Annotated in this window: 15 protein-coding genes; 9 read left to right on the forward strand and 6 right to left on the reverse strand. The window is 60.6% G+C overall.

Annotated features, from left to right (window positions below; genetic code table 11):
• Window positions 1–28: 28 nt before the first annotated feature.
• Genes ACZ5SR_RS09695 through ACZ5SR_RS09705 form a run of 3 tightly spaced genes read right to left on the reverse strand, consistent with a single transcriptional unit; the run spans window position 29 to window position 2,141 of the window.
• Window positions 29–766, reverse strand: a complete 738-nt coding sequence (locus tag ACZ5SR_RS09695) for a nitroreductase (protein WP_464448528.1) — start codon at window positions 764–766, stop codon at window positions 29–31.
• Window positions 763–1,215 carry an acyl-CoA thioesterase gene (locus ACZ5SR_RS09700; protein ID WP_464448529.1) on the reverse strand — a complete coding sequence of 151 codons (453 nt, stop codon included), beginning with the start codon at window positions 1,213–1,215 and terminating at the stop codon, window positions 763–765. Before ACZ5SR_RS09700 ends, ACZ5SR_RS09695 begins: the two co-directional genes overlap by 4 nt.
• Window positions 1,212–2,141 carry a histone deacetylase family protein gene (locus ACZ5SR_RS09705; protein WP_464448530.1) on the reverse strand — a complete coding sequence of 310 codons (930 nt, stop codon included), beginning with the start codon at window positions 2,139–2,141 and terminating at the stop codon, window positions 1,212–1,214. Before ACZ5SR_RS09705 ends, ACZ5SR_RS09700 begins: the two co-directional genes overlap by 4 nt.
• 186 nt (window positions 2,142–2,327) lie before the next feature.
• Here ACZ5SR_RS09705 and ACZ5SR_RS09710 point away from each other — a divergent pair, with 186 nt between their 5' ends.
• Window positions 2,328–2,861 carry a phasin family protein gene (locus ACZ5SR_RS09710; protein ID WP_464448531.1) on the forward strand — a complete coding sequence of 178 codons (534 nt, stop codon included), beginning with the start codon at window positions 2,328–2,330 and terminating at the stop codon, window positions 2,859–2,861.
• A 198-nt stretch (window positions 2,862–3,059) separates the two neighbouring features.
• On the opposite strand, the gene ACZ5SR_RS09715 is transcribed toward ACZ5SR_RS09710, so the two are convergent.
• Complete coding sequence (locus ACZ5SR_RS09715) at window positions 3,060–3,980, reverse strand: patatin-like phospholipase family protein (RefSeq protein ID WP_464451039.1); 921 nt, start codon at window positions 3,978–3,980, stop codon at window positions 3,060–3,062.
• Window positions 3,981–4,115: 135 nt separating this feature from the next.
• Here ACZ5SR_RS09715 and ACZ5SR_RS09720 point away from each other — a divergent pair, with 135 nt between their 5' ends.
• The 8 genes from ACZ5SR_RS09720 (at window position 4,116) to hemP (ending at window position 11,799) form a co-directional block, all read left to right on the forward strand.
• Window positions 4,116–5,159, forward strand: coding sequence for an extracellular solute-binding protein (locus tag ACZ5SR_RS09720; RefSeq protein ID WP_464448532.1), 1,044 nt, complete (start codon window positions 4,116–4,118; stop codon window positions 5,157–5,159).
• A gap of 204 nt (window positions 5,160–5,363) precedes the next feature.
• Window positions 5,364–7,649, forward strand: coding sequence for a TonB-dependent receptor (locus ACZ5SR_RS09725; protein ID WP_464448533.1), 2,286 nt, complete (start codon window positions 5,364–5,366; stop codon window positions 7,647–7,649).
• Window positions 7,650–7,671: 22 nt separating this feature from the next.
• The gene (locus tag ACZ5SR_RS09730; protein WP_464448534.1) at window positions 7,672–8,361 is read left to right on the forward strand and encodes a Fe2+-dependent dioxygenase; all 690 of its coding nucleotides are present in this window, start codon (window positions 7,672–7,674) and stop codon (window positions 8,359–8,361) included.
• 76 nt (window positions 8,362–8,437) lie between these two features.
• Window positions 8,438–9,595 carry an alpha-hydroxy acid oxidase gene (locus ACZ5SR_RS09735; protein ID WP_464448535.1) on the forward strand — a complete coding sequence of 386 codons (1,158 nt, stop codon included), beginning with the start codon at window positions 8,438–8,440 and terminating at the stop codon, window positions 9,593–9,595.
• A 7-nt stretch (window positions 9,596–9,602) separates the two neighbouring features.
• A complete protein-coding gene (locus ACZ5SR_RS09740) occupies window positions 9,603–10,358 on the forward strand; it encodes an energy transducer TonB (protein WP_464448536.1) in 756 nt (251 codons plus the stop codon).
• A 6-nt stretch (window positions 10,359–10,364) separates the two neighbouring features.
• A complete protein-coding gene (locus ACZ5SR_RS09745) occupies window positions 10,365–11,075 on the forward strand; it encodes a MotA/TolQ/ExbB proton channel family protein (protein ID WP_464448537.1) in 711 nt (236 codons plus the stop codon).
• An 86-nt stretch (window positions 11,076–11,161) separates the two neighbouring features.
• A complete protein-coding gene (locus ACZ5SR_RS09750) occupies window positions 11,162–11,575 on the forward strand; it encodes an ExbD/TolR family protein (protein WP_464448538.1) in 414 nt (137 codons plus the stop codon).
• Entirely contained in the window at window positions 11,572–11,799 is a 228-nt protein-coding gene (hemP, locus tag ACZ5SR_RS09755) for a hemin uptake protein HemP (RefSeq protein ID WP_464448539.1), read from the forward strand. Before ACZ5SR_RS09750 ends, hemP begins: the two co-directional genes overlap by 4 nt.
• Before the next feature lie 120 nt (window positions 11,800–11,919).
• On the opposite strand, the gene ACZ5SR_RS09760 is transcribed toward hemP, so the two are convergent.
• Entirely contained in the window at window positions 11,920–12,231 is a 312-nt protein-coding gene (locus ACZ5SR_RS09760) for a hypothetical protein (RefSeq protein WP_464448540.1), read from the reverse strand.
• A 34-nt stretch (window positions 12,232–12,265) separates the two neighbouring features.
• The gene (gene ahpF / locus ACZ5SR_RS09765) at window positions 12,266–13,870 is read right to left on the reverse strand and encodes an alkyl hydroperoxide reductase subunit F (RefSeq protein ID WP_464448541.1); all 1,605 of its coding nucleotides are present in this window, start codon (window positions 13,868–13,870) and stop codon (window positions 12,266–12,268) included.
• Window positions 13,871–13,956: the final 86 nt, after the last annotated feature.

Here is a 13,956-nt window from a genome sequence, read left to right on the forward strand (position 1 = left end):
TCTTTAAAAAAGCGCGTTTAGATAAAAGTCAATCCACCCAGTGGGTGAAGTCTTGCGAAGGCACCCGCGTGGTCTGGAAGGTGTTGACCAGCGCCGACTCATCGGCATAGCCCAGCGACATGCCGCAAACCACCATTTCGCTTTCACCTGCGCCGACCAGCGGCAAGATGATTTTGGAAAAACCGTTCCAAGCCGCTTGGGGGCAAGTGTGCAGTCCGCGCGAGCGTGCGGCCACCATGATGCTTTGCAAGAACATGCCGTAGTCGAGCAAACTGCCCCGGCCCATGACTTTGTCGATGGTGAAGATCAGGCCGACGGGCGCGTCGAAAAAGCGGAAGTTTTTCTGGTGCTGCGCATGCATCAAAGCCTTATCGCCCTTGCCGATGCCCAGCACACCGTAAAGGCCAAAACCGCATTCGCGGCGGCGGTCGATGTAGGGGCTGACCCATTTTTCGGGGTAATAGTCATAAGACTCGGCGTATTCAGAGGCCAGCGCCGGGTTGGCACTGATGGCGTCGTGCGCGGCGCAGGTTTTGGTCACCAGCTCGTCGCGCTTGGCGCCTTGCAGCACATACACCTTCCAGGGCTGGGTGTTGGTGCCGCTGGGCGAGCGGGACGCAACGCCCAGCACCTCTTGCAGCACAGCGCGATCCACCGGCTTGGGCAAATAAGCCCGGGCCGAAAAGCGGCTCAGGATGGCCGCGTCCACACTGGCCGGGTCGTTCACGCGGGTGCTGACCTGAGGTCCGATGTCTAAAATGCTCATGTCAATGTCTCCAAAAATGCTTTGAGTGGGGCCGGCAAGGGCACGGGGCGGCGGGTTTCGCGGTCCACGTACACATGCACAAAATGACCACGGGCTGCGCTCATTTCTTCGCCTTGGGCAAAGAGGCCCACCTCGTAGCGCACGCTGGAGGTGCCCAGCTTGGCCACGCGGATGCCCGCGTCGATGGTTTGTGGGAAGGCCAGCGGCGCGAAGTAAAAACACTGGGTTTCCACCACCAGGCCAATGGTCGTACCCGCATGGATGTCGAGCACGCCCTGCTCAATCAGGGTGGCGTTCACGGCGGTGTCGAACCAGCTGTAGTACACCACGTTGTTCACATGGCCATACACATCGTTGTCCATCCAGCGGGTGCTGATGGCGCGAAACGCTTTGTAGCTGCTGCGGGCGTCGGCTTGGGGTTTGGTGATGGGTGAGACTGGCGTGTTCATCGCCCGAGATTGTGCCAGCGTTGCCAATAGCCCAAAGCCACATCCCAAGTCTGCATTTGCACCTGCACCGTGGTCTCGATGTCGTGTCCGTAACCGCCGCCCATGCACAGCACCACCGGCAGCCTGCGCTGCCAGGCCCAGTCCATCACTACCCGGTCGCGCGCCTGCATGCCGTCCATTGTCAATTTGAGCCGTCCCAGCCGATCCCCCTCGTGCGGGTCGGCACCAGCCAGGTAAATCACCAGTTGCGGATCGAACCGGTCTTGCAGCGTTTGCAGCGCTTGATGAAGTGCCGCCAGATAAGGCTCGTCGGTGCAGCCATCCGGCAAGCCCACGTCCAGGTCGCTGGGCTCCTTGCGGAAGGGAAAGTTCTTTTCGCCATGCAGAGAGAGCGTGAACACGCTGGGGTCGTTGGCAAATATGTGCGCCGTGCCATTGCCCTGGTGCACGTCCAGGTCGATCACCGCCACTTTCAAAGTCTGGCGCTGGTGCCGCCAGGCCTCGGCCTGCATCAATCGGGCGGTGACCGCGATGTCGTTGAACACACAAAAGCCACCGCCCTTGTGCGCATAGGCATGGTGCGTGCCGCCAGCCAAGTTACCCGCCACACCGTGGGCCAAGGCATCACGGGCAGCGGCCACGGTGGCCCCCACCGAACGACGAGCCCGCTCGGCCATGGCAGGGCTCCAAGGAAAACCGATCTCCCGCTGCAAAGCGGCGTCCAGAGTGCCCGTGGCCACGCCCTGGATGTACGCGGGTGTGTGCACCAGCGCCAGCTCACCGTCGCTGGCGGCCGGGGCTTCGCGCATGACCACGGCGGGCAGCTCTTGCGTCAGGCGGTCGCGCAGTCGGCTGTATTTGTGCATCGGAAAGCGGTGGCCTTCGGGCAGGGGCAAGACAAAGTGGTCGGCGTAGTAAGCGTGCATGGTTTGATGAATAGCAAAGCGATTCTAGAAAACCCTCTCTAAACTGAGCCACGATCAGGCTCATCCCCTTGCAATACCCAGTAGAAACCCTAAAATTCAATCCATGCTGCACTGCAACAAAGTTGTACGGCCCCGGCCAGTTCAGGCGCAGTCTTCTTGAAACCGAACTTTTATCTGGAGCCTCTCATGATGACACCCGAACAAATCGCCGCTTCGCACAAAGCCAACGTGGAAACCCTGTTTGGCCTGACCGCTAAAGCTTTCGAAGGCGTGGAAAAAATGGTTGAACTGAACCTGAGCGTGGCCAAGGCTGCACTGGACGAGTCCGCCAACAACACCCAGGCCGCACTGAGCGTGAAAGACGCCCAAGAGCTGCTGGCCATGCAAGCCAACCTGTTCCAGCCATTGGCTGAAAAAACCGCCGCTTACAGCCGCCACCTGTACGACATCGCGTCGGGTACGGGCAGCGAGGTCACCAAGGCCTTCGAAGCCCAAAGCGCCGCTGCTCAAAAGCAGTTCGCAACTTTGGTCGACACCGCCGCCCAAAACGCGCCCGCCGGTTCCGAGCAAGCTGTGGCCATGATGAAGGGTGCCGTGACCGCCGCCAACACCGCTTTCGAGTCGGTGCAAAAAGCCGTCAAGCAAGCCACTGACCTGGCCGAAACCAACCTGGCTGCCGTCACACAATCGGCTGCACCCAAAGCTGCCAAGAAGAAGTGATTTTCTCGGCAGACCGGTTTTGTAAGTACCGGCCTGTCGTTTTGCAAGTTGTCTCCTCGGATCTCTTTGAATTTCATTTGGGAAACAGGGATCCCTTCCAGGGCTGATCGCAAGATCGGCCCTTTTTTTGACTCCACCATGCGATCCCGACTTCGAATGACCTGATCACAGCCGAAAGGATCGGGAGTTCAGCTCAACTCAGCGCCCCTCTTCAAACTGGGCCATGCGCGCCTTCAGCATGGGCAGTGCCGCCCGCATCGCAACACGACCGGCTTCAATCGCGCGCAAGCGGGCGCTGAAATCGGCGCTTTTGACACCCGACAAAGCGGGTCGGATCACCACATCAGCGTCTTTGAGTGCCAGGGTGTTGATGCTTTTGCCCATGATGGCGAAGGTCTGCATCAAGATCTGGAAGGTGTCGCCATAAGGGTTGCCCTCCGGGTCGCTGGAAATGTCCACCGCAATCACCAAGTTGGCTCCCATCTCGCGGGTCTGGCGCACCGGCACCGGAGAGACCAGGCCCCCGTCCACGTACTCACGGTCGCCCAGACGAACAGGTTGAAACACCGCAGGCACCGCACTCGAGGCTCGCACCGCCGCCCCCGTGTTGCCACGGCGGAAGGTAATGGCTTGCCCACTGCCCAGATCGGTGGCCACGATGCCCAAGGCCATCGGCATCTGCTCAAGGGTTTTTCCGCCCACCTGCGTGTTCACGTACTTAGCCAAAGCCTCACCACGCAAAGCGCCCCGGTTCAAAATCGGCAACATCCAGTCGGTGATCTCGGCCTCCTGCATGGACTCGGCCACTCGCACCAACTCCACCGGGGTTTTACCGCTGGCATACAAGGCCGCCACCAAGCTCCCCGCCGAAGTGCCCACCACATGACTGGGCTTGAGACCGGCCTCTTCCAGCACCTGGATCACGCCCACATGGGCAAACCCACGCGCCGCGCCGCCCCCCAGCGCCAACCCCAGCCGCACCTCGCGCCGCTCGGCCACGGGCGGGGAGCCAGGCTCTTGGGGTTTGCTCGACTGCAAGGTGCTGCAAGCGGTCAAGACCACAAGCGACAACACACAACCCAGTCGCTGCCATGTTCGGCGGATTCCAGTCTCCCCCATGGCTGGTATGGCGGCTTTGACGCCAAGCCCATGGCTTATCCCTTGCACTTTATGCATGTATTCCTCAAATCTTATTGATAACGATTCGCATTTAGTTTAAACTTCGACCAACACCCCAGAAGTTCGAAAGACACCATGACACCCTCCAAGTCCCTGTTGAGCATCATCTGCCTCCTGAGCGCCACCATGGCCTCTGCACAAGACAAAGTACTGAACATCTACTCAGCCCGCCATTACCCCACGGACGAAGTCATGTACAGCGACTTCACCAAGGCCACGGGCATCAAGATCAACCGGGTGGACGCCGACGATGCCGGTATTCTCGCCCGCCTTAAAGCCGAGGGTGCGGCATCACCCGCCGATGTGATTTTGCTGGTAGACGCCGCCCGCCTGTGGCGCGCCGAAGTCGATGGTCTTTTCCTGCCTGTCAGATCCAAAGTCCTAGAAGACGCCATCCCCGCTAACCTTCGGGCCAAGCCCGCAGACAATGGCGGCACGGCTTGGTTTGGCCTGTCCACCCGTGCCCGCGTGGTGGTGTTTGACAAAATCAAATACAACAAGGCGGACTTTGACAGTTATGAAAAGCTGGCCGATCCGAAATACAAGGGCCAGCTGTGCATCCGCAGCGGATCGCACCCTTACAACTTGAGCTTGTTTGGGGCCATGACGGAACATCTGGGACCCCAAAAAACCGAGACTTGGCTCAAAGGCTTGGTGGACAACATGGCTCGCAGCCCCAAGGGTGGTGACACCGACCAAATAAAGGGCGTCGCCTCGGGCGAATGCGGCGTGGCCGTGACCAACACCTATTACTTGGCCCGCATGATGCGGTCAAGCAACCCGGCCGATAAAGCCGTGACCGAAAAAATCGGCGTGGTCTTCCCCAACCAATCGAGTTGGGGCACGCATGTGAACGTGGCCGGTGGCGCTGTAGCCCGACATGCCAAAAACACCGACAACGCGGTCAAGTTCCTGGAATACCTGGCCAGCCCAGCTGCGCAAAACCACTTTGCCAATGGCAACAACGAGTGGCCCGCCGCCAAAGGCGTGCACTTTGACAACCCGGCCCTCAAAGCCATGACGGGCGGCAGCTTCAAAAGCGAATTGCTCCCGATCAGTGCCGTGGGCATGAACCAGATCAAGGTGCAGCAAATGCTGGACCGGGTTGGCTTCAAGTGACACTGCCTGCAAGGTGCCGATGTTTGTAGCGCGGCACCTGCAGGTCAGACACAGGCAGCGCTCCCACAGCATGCCTTCGCAGCACCGCTGCGCCTGATAGACAGCCAGCCATTCACACCGGACACCCGGGTGGTGATAGCCAGCCATTGAACTTGTCGGCAAACCCGTTTTGCCTTTTCCTTTCACTCAATGACTCGCATCGCCATGACTCAAAGACACGATCACGTCCAAAACTTCCAGCCGCCTGCCAAATTGCTGCCTTTGGCCGCCCTCATGTTGGCAGGCTCCTTGTCTGCCCAGCACGCCTTGGCACAAGAAGCCAGCGAAAAAACCCTGAGAGCCGTCACCGTCAGGGAAAAAGCCGAAGTCGCTGAAGGCAAAGACAGCGTTCGGGCAACTGAAACCACCATCGGCAAAGGCCAGCAGCAACTGCGCGACATTCCCCAGTCTGTGACCGTGGTGACCGAGCGCCTGATGGACGACCGCAATCTGGACACCTTCAAAGAAGCCCTGAAAAACACTGCAGGCATCAGCTTTTTGGCCGCTGAAGGCGGTGAGGAAGACATCCGTTTGCGCGGTTTTTCTTTGCAAGCGACAGGCGACGTTTTTGTGGACGGCGTGCGCGACCCGGCGTTTTACGAGCGCGACACCTTCAACCTGGACCGCCTTGAAGTGCTGCGCGGCTCCGCCTCCATGCTGTTTGGCCGCGGCTCCACAGGGGGCGCGGTCAACCAGGTCAGCAAAGCCCCTCGCCTGATGGACGAAAGCCAGGTCGACCTGACTTTGGGTTCGCACAAGCACCGCCGCATCGTCGGTGACTTCAACAAGCAAACAGGCGAAAGCGCCGCACTGCGCATCACGGCCATGCACACCCAAGCCGACAACAATGGCGCGGGCAGCAGCCTGGACAAAAGCGGTGTGGCAGGCACTTACCGCTGGGGCATTGGTGAGAAAAACGAGTTCTCGGTTGGCCTGTACCACCTGGACAACCGCAACGGCATGAACTACGGCATGCCCTGGATCAGGCCCACGCCCACCTCATCGCCATTGACGAGCACCGTGTTGCCTCTCGATCCGTCCACCTATTACGGCATGGCCAGCGACGGCAACGGGGGCAGCGCCACGCACGCCAGCTTGGGCCACACCCACCGTTTTGCGGCAGACAGCGAATTGAAAACGCAAATCCGAAAAGGCCGCTACGAGCGTGATCAGCGGGCCAGTGCCATGCGGATGGCCGGTGCGGCCTCGCAGCCAGACCTCACGGCCGTGTCTCTGGCCACCTTGGGCCCCAACACGGTACTGACCCGTGGCACCAACAACAAAATCCAGGACATGGACACGCTGAACGTCCAAAGCGATTTCAGCAAGAAATTTGAAGCCTTGGGCCTGAGGCACGAACTTCTGGCGGGGGTGGATTTGGCCACCGAAGACAAAACCGTCTACGCCGTGCGCACGGCAGGCACGCAAGGCGGCGTCACGCTGAACAAACCGAACACCACGGTGGGCACCCCGAACGACGGTGCCTGGGTGAATGAGGGTTCCCGTGTGCTGCGCGTGAACAACCAATACGTCAGCACCAGCTGGGGCGCTTACATGCAAGACCTGGTGCAAGTGGCACCGCATTGGAAAGTGCTGGGCGGCTTGCGCTATGACAGCTTAAAAGGCAACTATGACGCCTTCGGCACCCCGCCCAACGCCACCGACAACGGCAACGGCAACCAAACCAGTTATCAAATGAAGGTGGGCGAGTGGAGCCAGCGTGCAGGCGTGCTGTTCCAACCCAACGACTTGCAGTCCTTCCACTTCTCATACGGCACCTCGTTCAACACCTCGGGCGACACCTATTCGCTGGGCGCATCCAATGTGGACACGCCACCCGAACAATCGGTCAACCTGGAGCTGGGGGCCAAACTCGACTCGGCCGACAAGCGGTTCACCACCCGACTGGCGCTGTTCCGTGCCACCAAAAAGAACGAACGCAACACCGACCCGTTGTTGCCCGTGGTCACCCTCACAGGCAGTCGTTATGTGTCGGGCGTCGAGATCGACGTCGCAGGTCGCCTGACGCCAAAGTGGGAAGTGTTCGGCTCCTTCACCTGGATACCTGATGCCAAGGTCAGCAAGGCGGCGCCTTGTCCAGCCACCGGCTCATGCACCCAAGGTGCAGCAGGCGAACGCGTGGGTGACCGCCCTGCCCTGACGCCCGTCCACAGCGGCAGTGCTTGGACCACTTACCAGCTCACCAGCCAATGGCGCGTGGGCGGTGGCGTGACCTTCCGAGGTCGCCAGACGCCGACGCGTTCGGAATTTGAAGTGCGCTCATTTGTGGTGGGCGACGTGATGGCCGAATACGCGTACAGCGAGGCGCTGACCTTCAAAGCCAACATGAGCAACGTCACCAACAAGTTGTATGCCGATGCCTTGTACCCCGGCCACTACATCCCGGGTGCTGGCCGTTTGACGCAAATCACCGCGTCTTACAAGTTCTAAGCCCTGAACAGAAGCGTCATACATGATCCGCGTCCTGCCCCAACTGCTCAGCCCGGAAACCGTTTGGCAAGCCCGACAACTGCTGTCGGGTCTGCCTGAGGCGGATTGGGCCGATGGTCGGGCCAGTGCCGGATCGCAGGCCCGCCAAGTCAAGTCGAATTTGCAACTGCCGCATGACCATCCGGTAGCGCAGCAAATTCGGGCCTGGGTCTTGGCGGGGCTGGACCAATCGGCCGAGTTTTTCTCGGCCGCACTGCCGCTCAAAGTGTTCACCCCTCGCGTGAACCGTTACACCCCCGAGTTTCCGCACTACGGACTGCACATCGACAACGCCATTCGCCTGCGTGCCGATGGCGAGCGGGTGCGCACCGACTTGTCGTGCACCGTCTTTTTGAACGACCCGACTGACTACGAAGGCGGCGAATTGGTCGCGCAAGACCATGAAACCCGCCACCGCATCAAACTGCCCGCAGGCCACGCCGTGCTGTACCCCGGCCACACCCTGCACGAAGTCACGCCCGTCACGCGTGGCCAGCGATTGGCCTGCTTTTTCTGGGTCGAAAGCATGGTGCGCTCGGACGCGCAACGGCGCATCCTGTCGGATCTGGACATGAACTTGCTCAAGCTGCGCGAGCAACACGGCGAAACGCCCGAGACCACCGCACTCACAGGCGTTTATCACAACCTGCTGCGCCAGTGGGCCAACACCTGAACGCCGCTGGGCCTAGCTTCTGCCTTTCACCCCGCTCTTTCACCCTGAATTTCACGCCCCCTCATTTAGAGCCGCCATGCCCACCCCCATCGTCAACCTGCAAGACCACGAACGCGCCGCACAAGCGGTGCTGTCGGCGTCGGCCTGGGCGTATTTCAGCGGCGGTGCGGCGGACGAAATCACCCTGCGCCGCAACCTGAGCGGCTGGCAGCAATGGGGCCTGGCCCCGCGTGTGCTGCAAGACCTGCGCGGTGGCCACACACGTTGCACATTGCTGGGCAAAACCTGGCCCTTCCCTTTGCTGGTCGCGCCCATGGCTTTTCAGCGCTGGGCCCATGCCGATGGCGAAGCGGGCATGGCCATGGCGGCTGCCGCCCAACAGTGCGGCATGGTGCTCAGCCACCAAACCAGCACGCCCCTGCAAACCGTGGCACCGTTGGTGCTGGCCGAGCCCGACCGGGGGCCGCTGTGGTTTCAGCTCTACTGGCAAAGCGACAAAGCCTATTTGCAAGACCTGCTTCAACAGCTTGAGGCCGCAGGCTACGAAGCCTTGGTGCTCACCGTGGACGCCCCGGTGCACGGCGTGCGCGACCGCGAACGCCGCGAAGGCATGCAGCTGACCCCAGCTGTTCGCGCTGTGCATTGGCCACAAGCCCAGGCTGACGGCCCTTCTTCCCTGTTCACAACCAGCAGCGGCCTGTGCGGAGGCCTGGCCAACGCTGCCCCCACCTGGGCCGATGTGGCCTGGCTGCAAAGCACGACCCGACTGCCCATCTTGCTCAAAGGCATCACCCACCCGCAAGACGCCTTGCAAGCGGCTCGCCTGCAAGTGGCGGGCGTCATCGTGAGCAACCATGGCGGCCGCACGCTCGACACCCTGCCCGACACCGCCCACTTGCTGGCCCCGATTGCCGCAGCCGTGCGCGGGCACAACGCGGCCACACCACACACCCTGAACATCCTGGTGGACGGTGGCATCCGGCGCGGCACCGACATCTTCAAGGCCCTGGCACTGGGGGCCGATGCGGTGCTGCTGGGCCGCCCCGCCCTGTTTGGCCTGGCCCATGCGGGGGCGCAAGGCGTGGCCCATGTCCTGCGCCTGTTGCGCGACGAATTTGAAATGACCCTGGCCCTGTGCGGCTGCGCCAAGCTGCAAGACATCCAACGTAACCATGTTGCCGGACTGGAAAAACACGACAACTTGCACGCCCATGGCGCACAAGGCCCGGCCTGAAATCACCATGACAACACTCGAAGCCCCCCTCAACGCCTCACTGAGCGCCTTCCTCGAAGTGCCCCGCCGCCCCGACCGCATCCACAACAGCCGCATCTGGCGCGTCAGTGGTGCCGTGCTGCTGGCACACGTTGCCCTGTTGTGGGCGATGGGACAAGCTTGGTTGGAACAAGCGGCCACTATCGAAGAAGCCCAAGTCATCATGGCTTCGGTGATGGTGGAATCGCCCACTCCACCTGCACCACAGCCCCAACCGCAGCCGCAATCCAAGTCGTTGTCACCCGCTGTGCAGCAGCCCCGGCCGACACCGGTCTCCACACCCTTGCCCACGGTCAGCAAGCAGGCCGAAGCCAGCCCCTCAGCACCTTTGATTGCACCTGTCGTGACACCTGTTGTTGCCGCTGCCAACAGCGCCCCCGCCACACCATCCGCCCCAGCCGCAGCCCCCAGCGCCAGTGCCAGCAAAGCTGCGCCCCCCAGCCTGGTGTTGCCGTCGTCTGACGCTGACTACCTGAACAACCCGCCACCGGCCTACCCCCGCATGAGCAAGCGCATGGGGGAGCAAGGCACCGTGATCGTGCGCGTGTTCATCGGCCTGCAAGGCACGGCTGAGCAAGCCGAAATCCGCACGTCCAGTGGCAACGACCGACTGGACAAAGCGGCCCTCGACACTGTTCAACGCTGGCGCTATGTGCCCGGCAAACGCCACGGCAACCCCGAAGCCATGTGGTTCAACGTCCCTGTTCGTTTTGTTCTGGAGTAAAAAATCATGTCCGAATCCTTTGGCCTCTCACACATTTGGCTGCACGGCGATGCCGTCACCCGCGCCATCATGGCTTTGCTGATCGGCATGTCCATCGTCAGCTGGATCGTCATTGTGCTCAAGGCGCTCGACGTCTGGCGCTACAAACAGCAAGCGCTGGGCAGCGAAGCCTTCTGGCACAGCCACAGCCTGAACGAGGGCCTGAACGTCTTGGGCTCCCAAGACAACCTGTTTCACGACCTGGCCATCACCGGCCAAGAAGCCACCGACCACCACCAGGCTGCGCAAAAAAAATTGCACGACCGCTTGGACGTGAGCGACTGGGTCACCCGCAGCCTGCGCAACGCCATTGACGACAGCACCGGTCAATTGCAAAACGGACTGGCAGTCCTCGCCTCCATCGGCTCGACCGCGCCTTTTGTGGGTTTGTTTGGCACCGTTTGGGGCATTTACCACGCCCTGGTGGCCATTGGGACCACTGGCAACGCGGGCATCGACGCCGTGGCGGGCCCGATTGGCGAGACCCTGATCATGACCGCGCTGGGTCTGGCCGTGGCCATTCCGGCGGTGATGGGCTACAACGCGCTGGTGCGTGGCAACAAATTCATCATCGCCCGCATGAACCGCTTTGCCCACGACCTGCACGCCTATTACGTGACCGGCACCCGCATCGCACCGTCCTCGCAAGCGTCCAGCCTGACCCACACCAGCCAATGAACGCCAAGGCCAACGCCAACACCGCCCCCCATCACACCCCATGCCGGGGCTGAGCAGACACATGCACAGCCCCCAAGGAAAGCCCCATGTCCTTTGAAATCAGTGACAACGCCGATGACGTGATGAGCGAAATCAACATGACGCCTCTAGTGGACGTCATGCTGGTGCTCTTGATCATCTTCATCATCACCATCCCGGTGGTGCAGCACGCAGTGAAGGTGGAGCTGCCCCGCACCAGCAGCACCCGCGACAAGACGCCACCGGAAAACCTGCAATTGGCGGTAGACGCGCAAGGGCTGTTCTTTTTGGGCAAAACAGCCATCGCAGCCGATGCCCTCGAAGCCGTTTTGCAACTCGAAGCGGCCAAAGACCCGCAGCCCCAGCTGTACATTCGAGGCGACAAAAAAGTGCCTTATGAAAAAGTGGCTTTTGCCATGACCGCCGCACAACGCGCAGGCATGGCCAAAATTGGTTTTGTGACCGAGGGCCAAGCACCATGAATAACAAGTATGTGGCTGAGCCCAATGGTCCTTTTGCTAACCAGGTACCGCGCTTGCCAGAACGACCATCGCCCTCAACCACCAGCGCTGCTCACACCAGCGAACCGCACATGATCAACAGCAGCGCCCTCATGGGTGTCCATGGCTTGGTGCTGATCCAGCACCAAGGCGAAATCTACCGACTGCAAACCACTCGGCAAGGTAAATTGATTTTGACCAAGTGAGCTTCACCGAAAGACAGGAAACACGCTCGGCCTTGTGCCGCCAAACCGCTTTCAGTGATCACAGAACAAGACAACAAGTTAAGGCAGTATGGCGACTGCAAAAACTGCAGCGCCGCCTGTTCAGAGGAACTTGATGCGGTCTTTCAAGGCCGCAAGGCTGACTTGCGGCGTCCGCAAGGCGCTGTGGGCATCAGAGCCCACCACAACACCGAAGCCCGCCACCGGGGCCAAACTGTCCAGCTGAAAACGCCCCACACCAGGTGTTTGGCGGATGAAGCATTTCTCGTCGAAAAACAAACGGTCACCACCCGCATCGATCTCGTCGCTGTCGATGGTTTCAAAACCGATCAGCTGACGGATCACATCCAGACCCCCATCCCAAGGGGCGGGGGTGATGGTTTTGGCAGTGGGGTCGATCACAAAACACGTCATCACAGCGCTCCTTGGGGATTGAAAAACCGTTGGCTTAAACGGCGACTGCATTCTCTGTTTTAGCGGCGTCACTCACTGGCAAAGCAGGCATCCGGATCAGATGGTCAAAGGCGCTCAAGGCTGCTTTGGCCCCCTCGCCTGCAGCAATGACGATCTGTTTGTACGGCACGGTGGTGCAGTCTCCAGCCGCGAAAACGCCAGCCACATTGGTGTGGCCCTTGGCGTCCACCACGATTTCACCAAACTTGCTCAGCTCCAAAGTTCCTTTGAGGAACTCGGTGTTGGGCACCAAACCGATCTGAACAAACACGCCCTCCAGTTCCACCCAATGGTCATCACCCGTGGTGCGGTCTTTGTAACGGATGCCGTTGACCTTGCCTTCGGCGCCGGTGATTTCGGTGGTTTGGGCGTTGGTGTGGATCGTGACATTGGGCAGGCTCTTGAGCTTGCTCACCAGCACCGCATCGGCCTTGAGCTGGTCGGCGAATTCGAACACTGTGACGTGGGCCACGATGCCAGCCAAGTCAATCGCCGCTTCGATGCCGGAGTTGCCACCACCAATAACGGCGGTGCGCTTGCCCTTGAACAAAGGACCGTCGCAGTGCGGGCAATACGCCACGCCCTTGTTTTTGAACTCTTGCTCGCCGGGCACGTTGACATTGCGCCAGCGGGCGCCGGTCGACAAAATCACCGAGCGGGCCTTGAGGCTGGCGCCATTGGCCATTTGCACTTCGATCAAACCGCCAGGCTGACTGGCGGGAACGATCTTGTCGGCACGCTGCAAGTTCATGATGTCCACCTCGTAGTGGCGCACTTGGGCTTCGAGAGCCGCCGCAAACTTGGGGCCGTCGGTCTCCAGTACCGAGATGTAGTTTTCAATGGCCATGGTGTCGTTGGTCTGGCCACCAAAACGCTCAGCCGCCACGCCCACGCGGATGCCTTTGCGGGCCGCGTAAACGGCCGCCGCAGCACCGGCAGGACCACCACCCACGATCAAGACGTCAAAGGGGTCTTTGGCGCTGAGCTTGGCCGCGTCGCGTTCACCGGCATTCGTATCGAGCTTGGCCACGATTTCTTCCACCGACATGCGGCCCGAGCCGAACACCTGGCCATTGAGGAAGACCATGGGCACCGCCATGATCTGGCGTGCTTCAACTTCGGCCTGGAAGGCGCCGCCTTCGATGACCACGGTCTTCACATTCAGGTTCACGATGGCCATGAGCGACAGCGCCTGCACCACGTCGGGGCAGTTGTGGCAGCTGAGCGACATGTAGACCTCGAAATTGAAGTTGCCTTCCAACGCTTTGATGCTGTCGATCACGTCTTGCTCGACCTTCGGAGGATGGCCACCGGTCCAGAGCAAGGCCAAGACCAGCGATGTGAACTCATGGCCGAGCGGCAAGCCTGCAAATCGCACCCCAGTGGTCTGGCCTTCGCGGGCCACCACAAAAGACGGCTTGCGTGCGTCGTCACCCGAGGTGTCCAGGCTGACCTTGTCAGACAAACCAACGATGGTTTCCAACAGGTTTTTCATGTCGACGCCGGTCTCGCTGTTGTCCAGCGAAGCGATCAATCGAATCGGCTGGCGCAACAGGGCCAGGTATTGCTGCAATTGGGCTTTGAGGGTGTCGTCGAGCATGGAGATCTCCGGTTTTAAGGGGGCAGTGAACTTGAACCCGCACTTGTGGCGCAGGCCAGGGAACAGGGGGAATTGGGGTGAATTTA

The sequence above is a fragment of the Limnohabitans sp. TEGF002 genome, assembly GCF_055395845.1.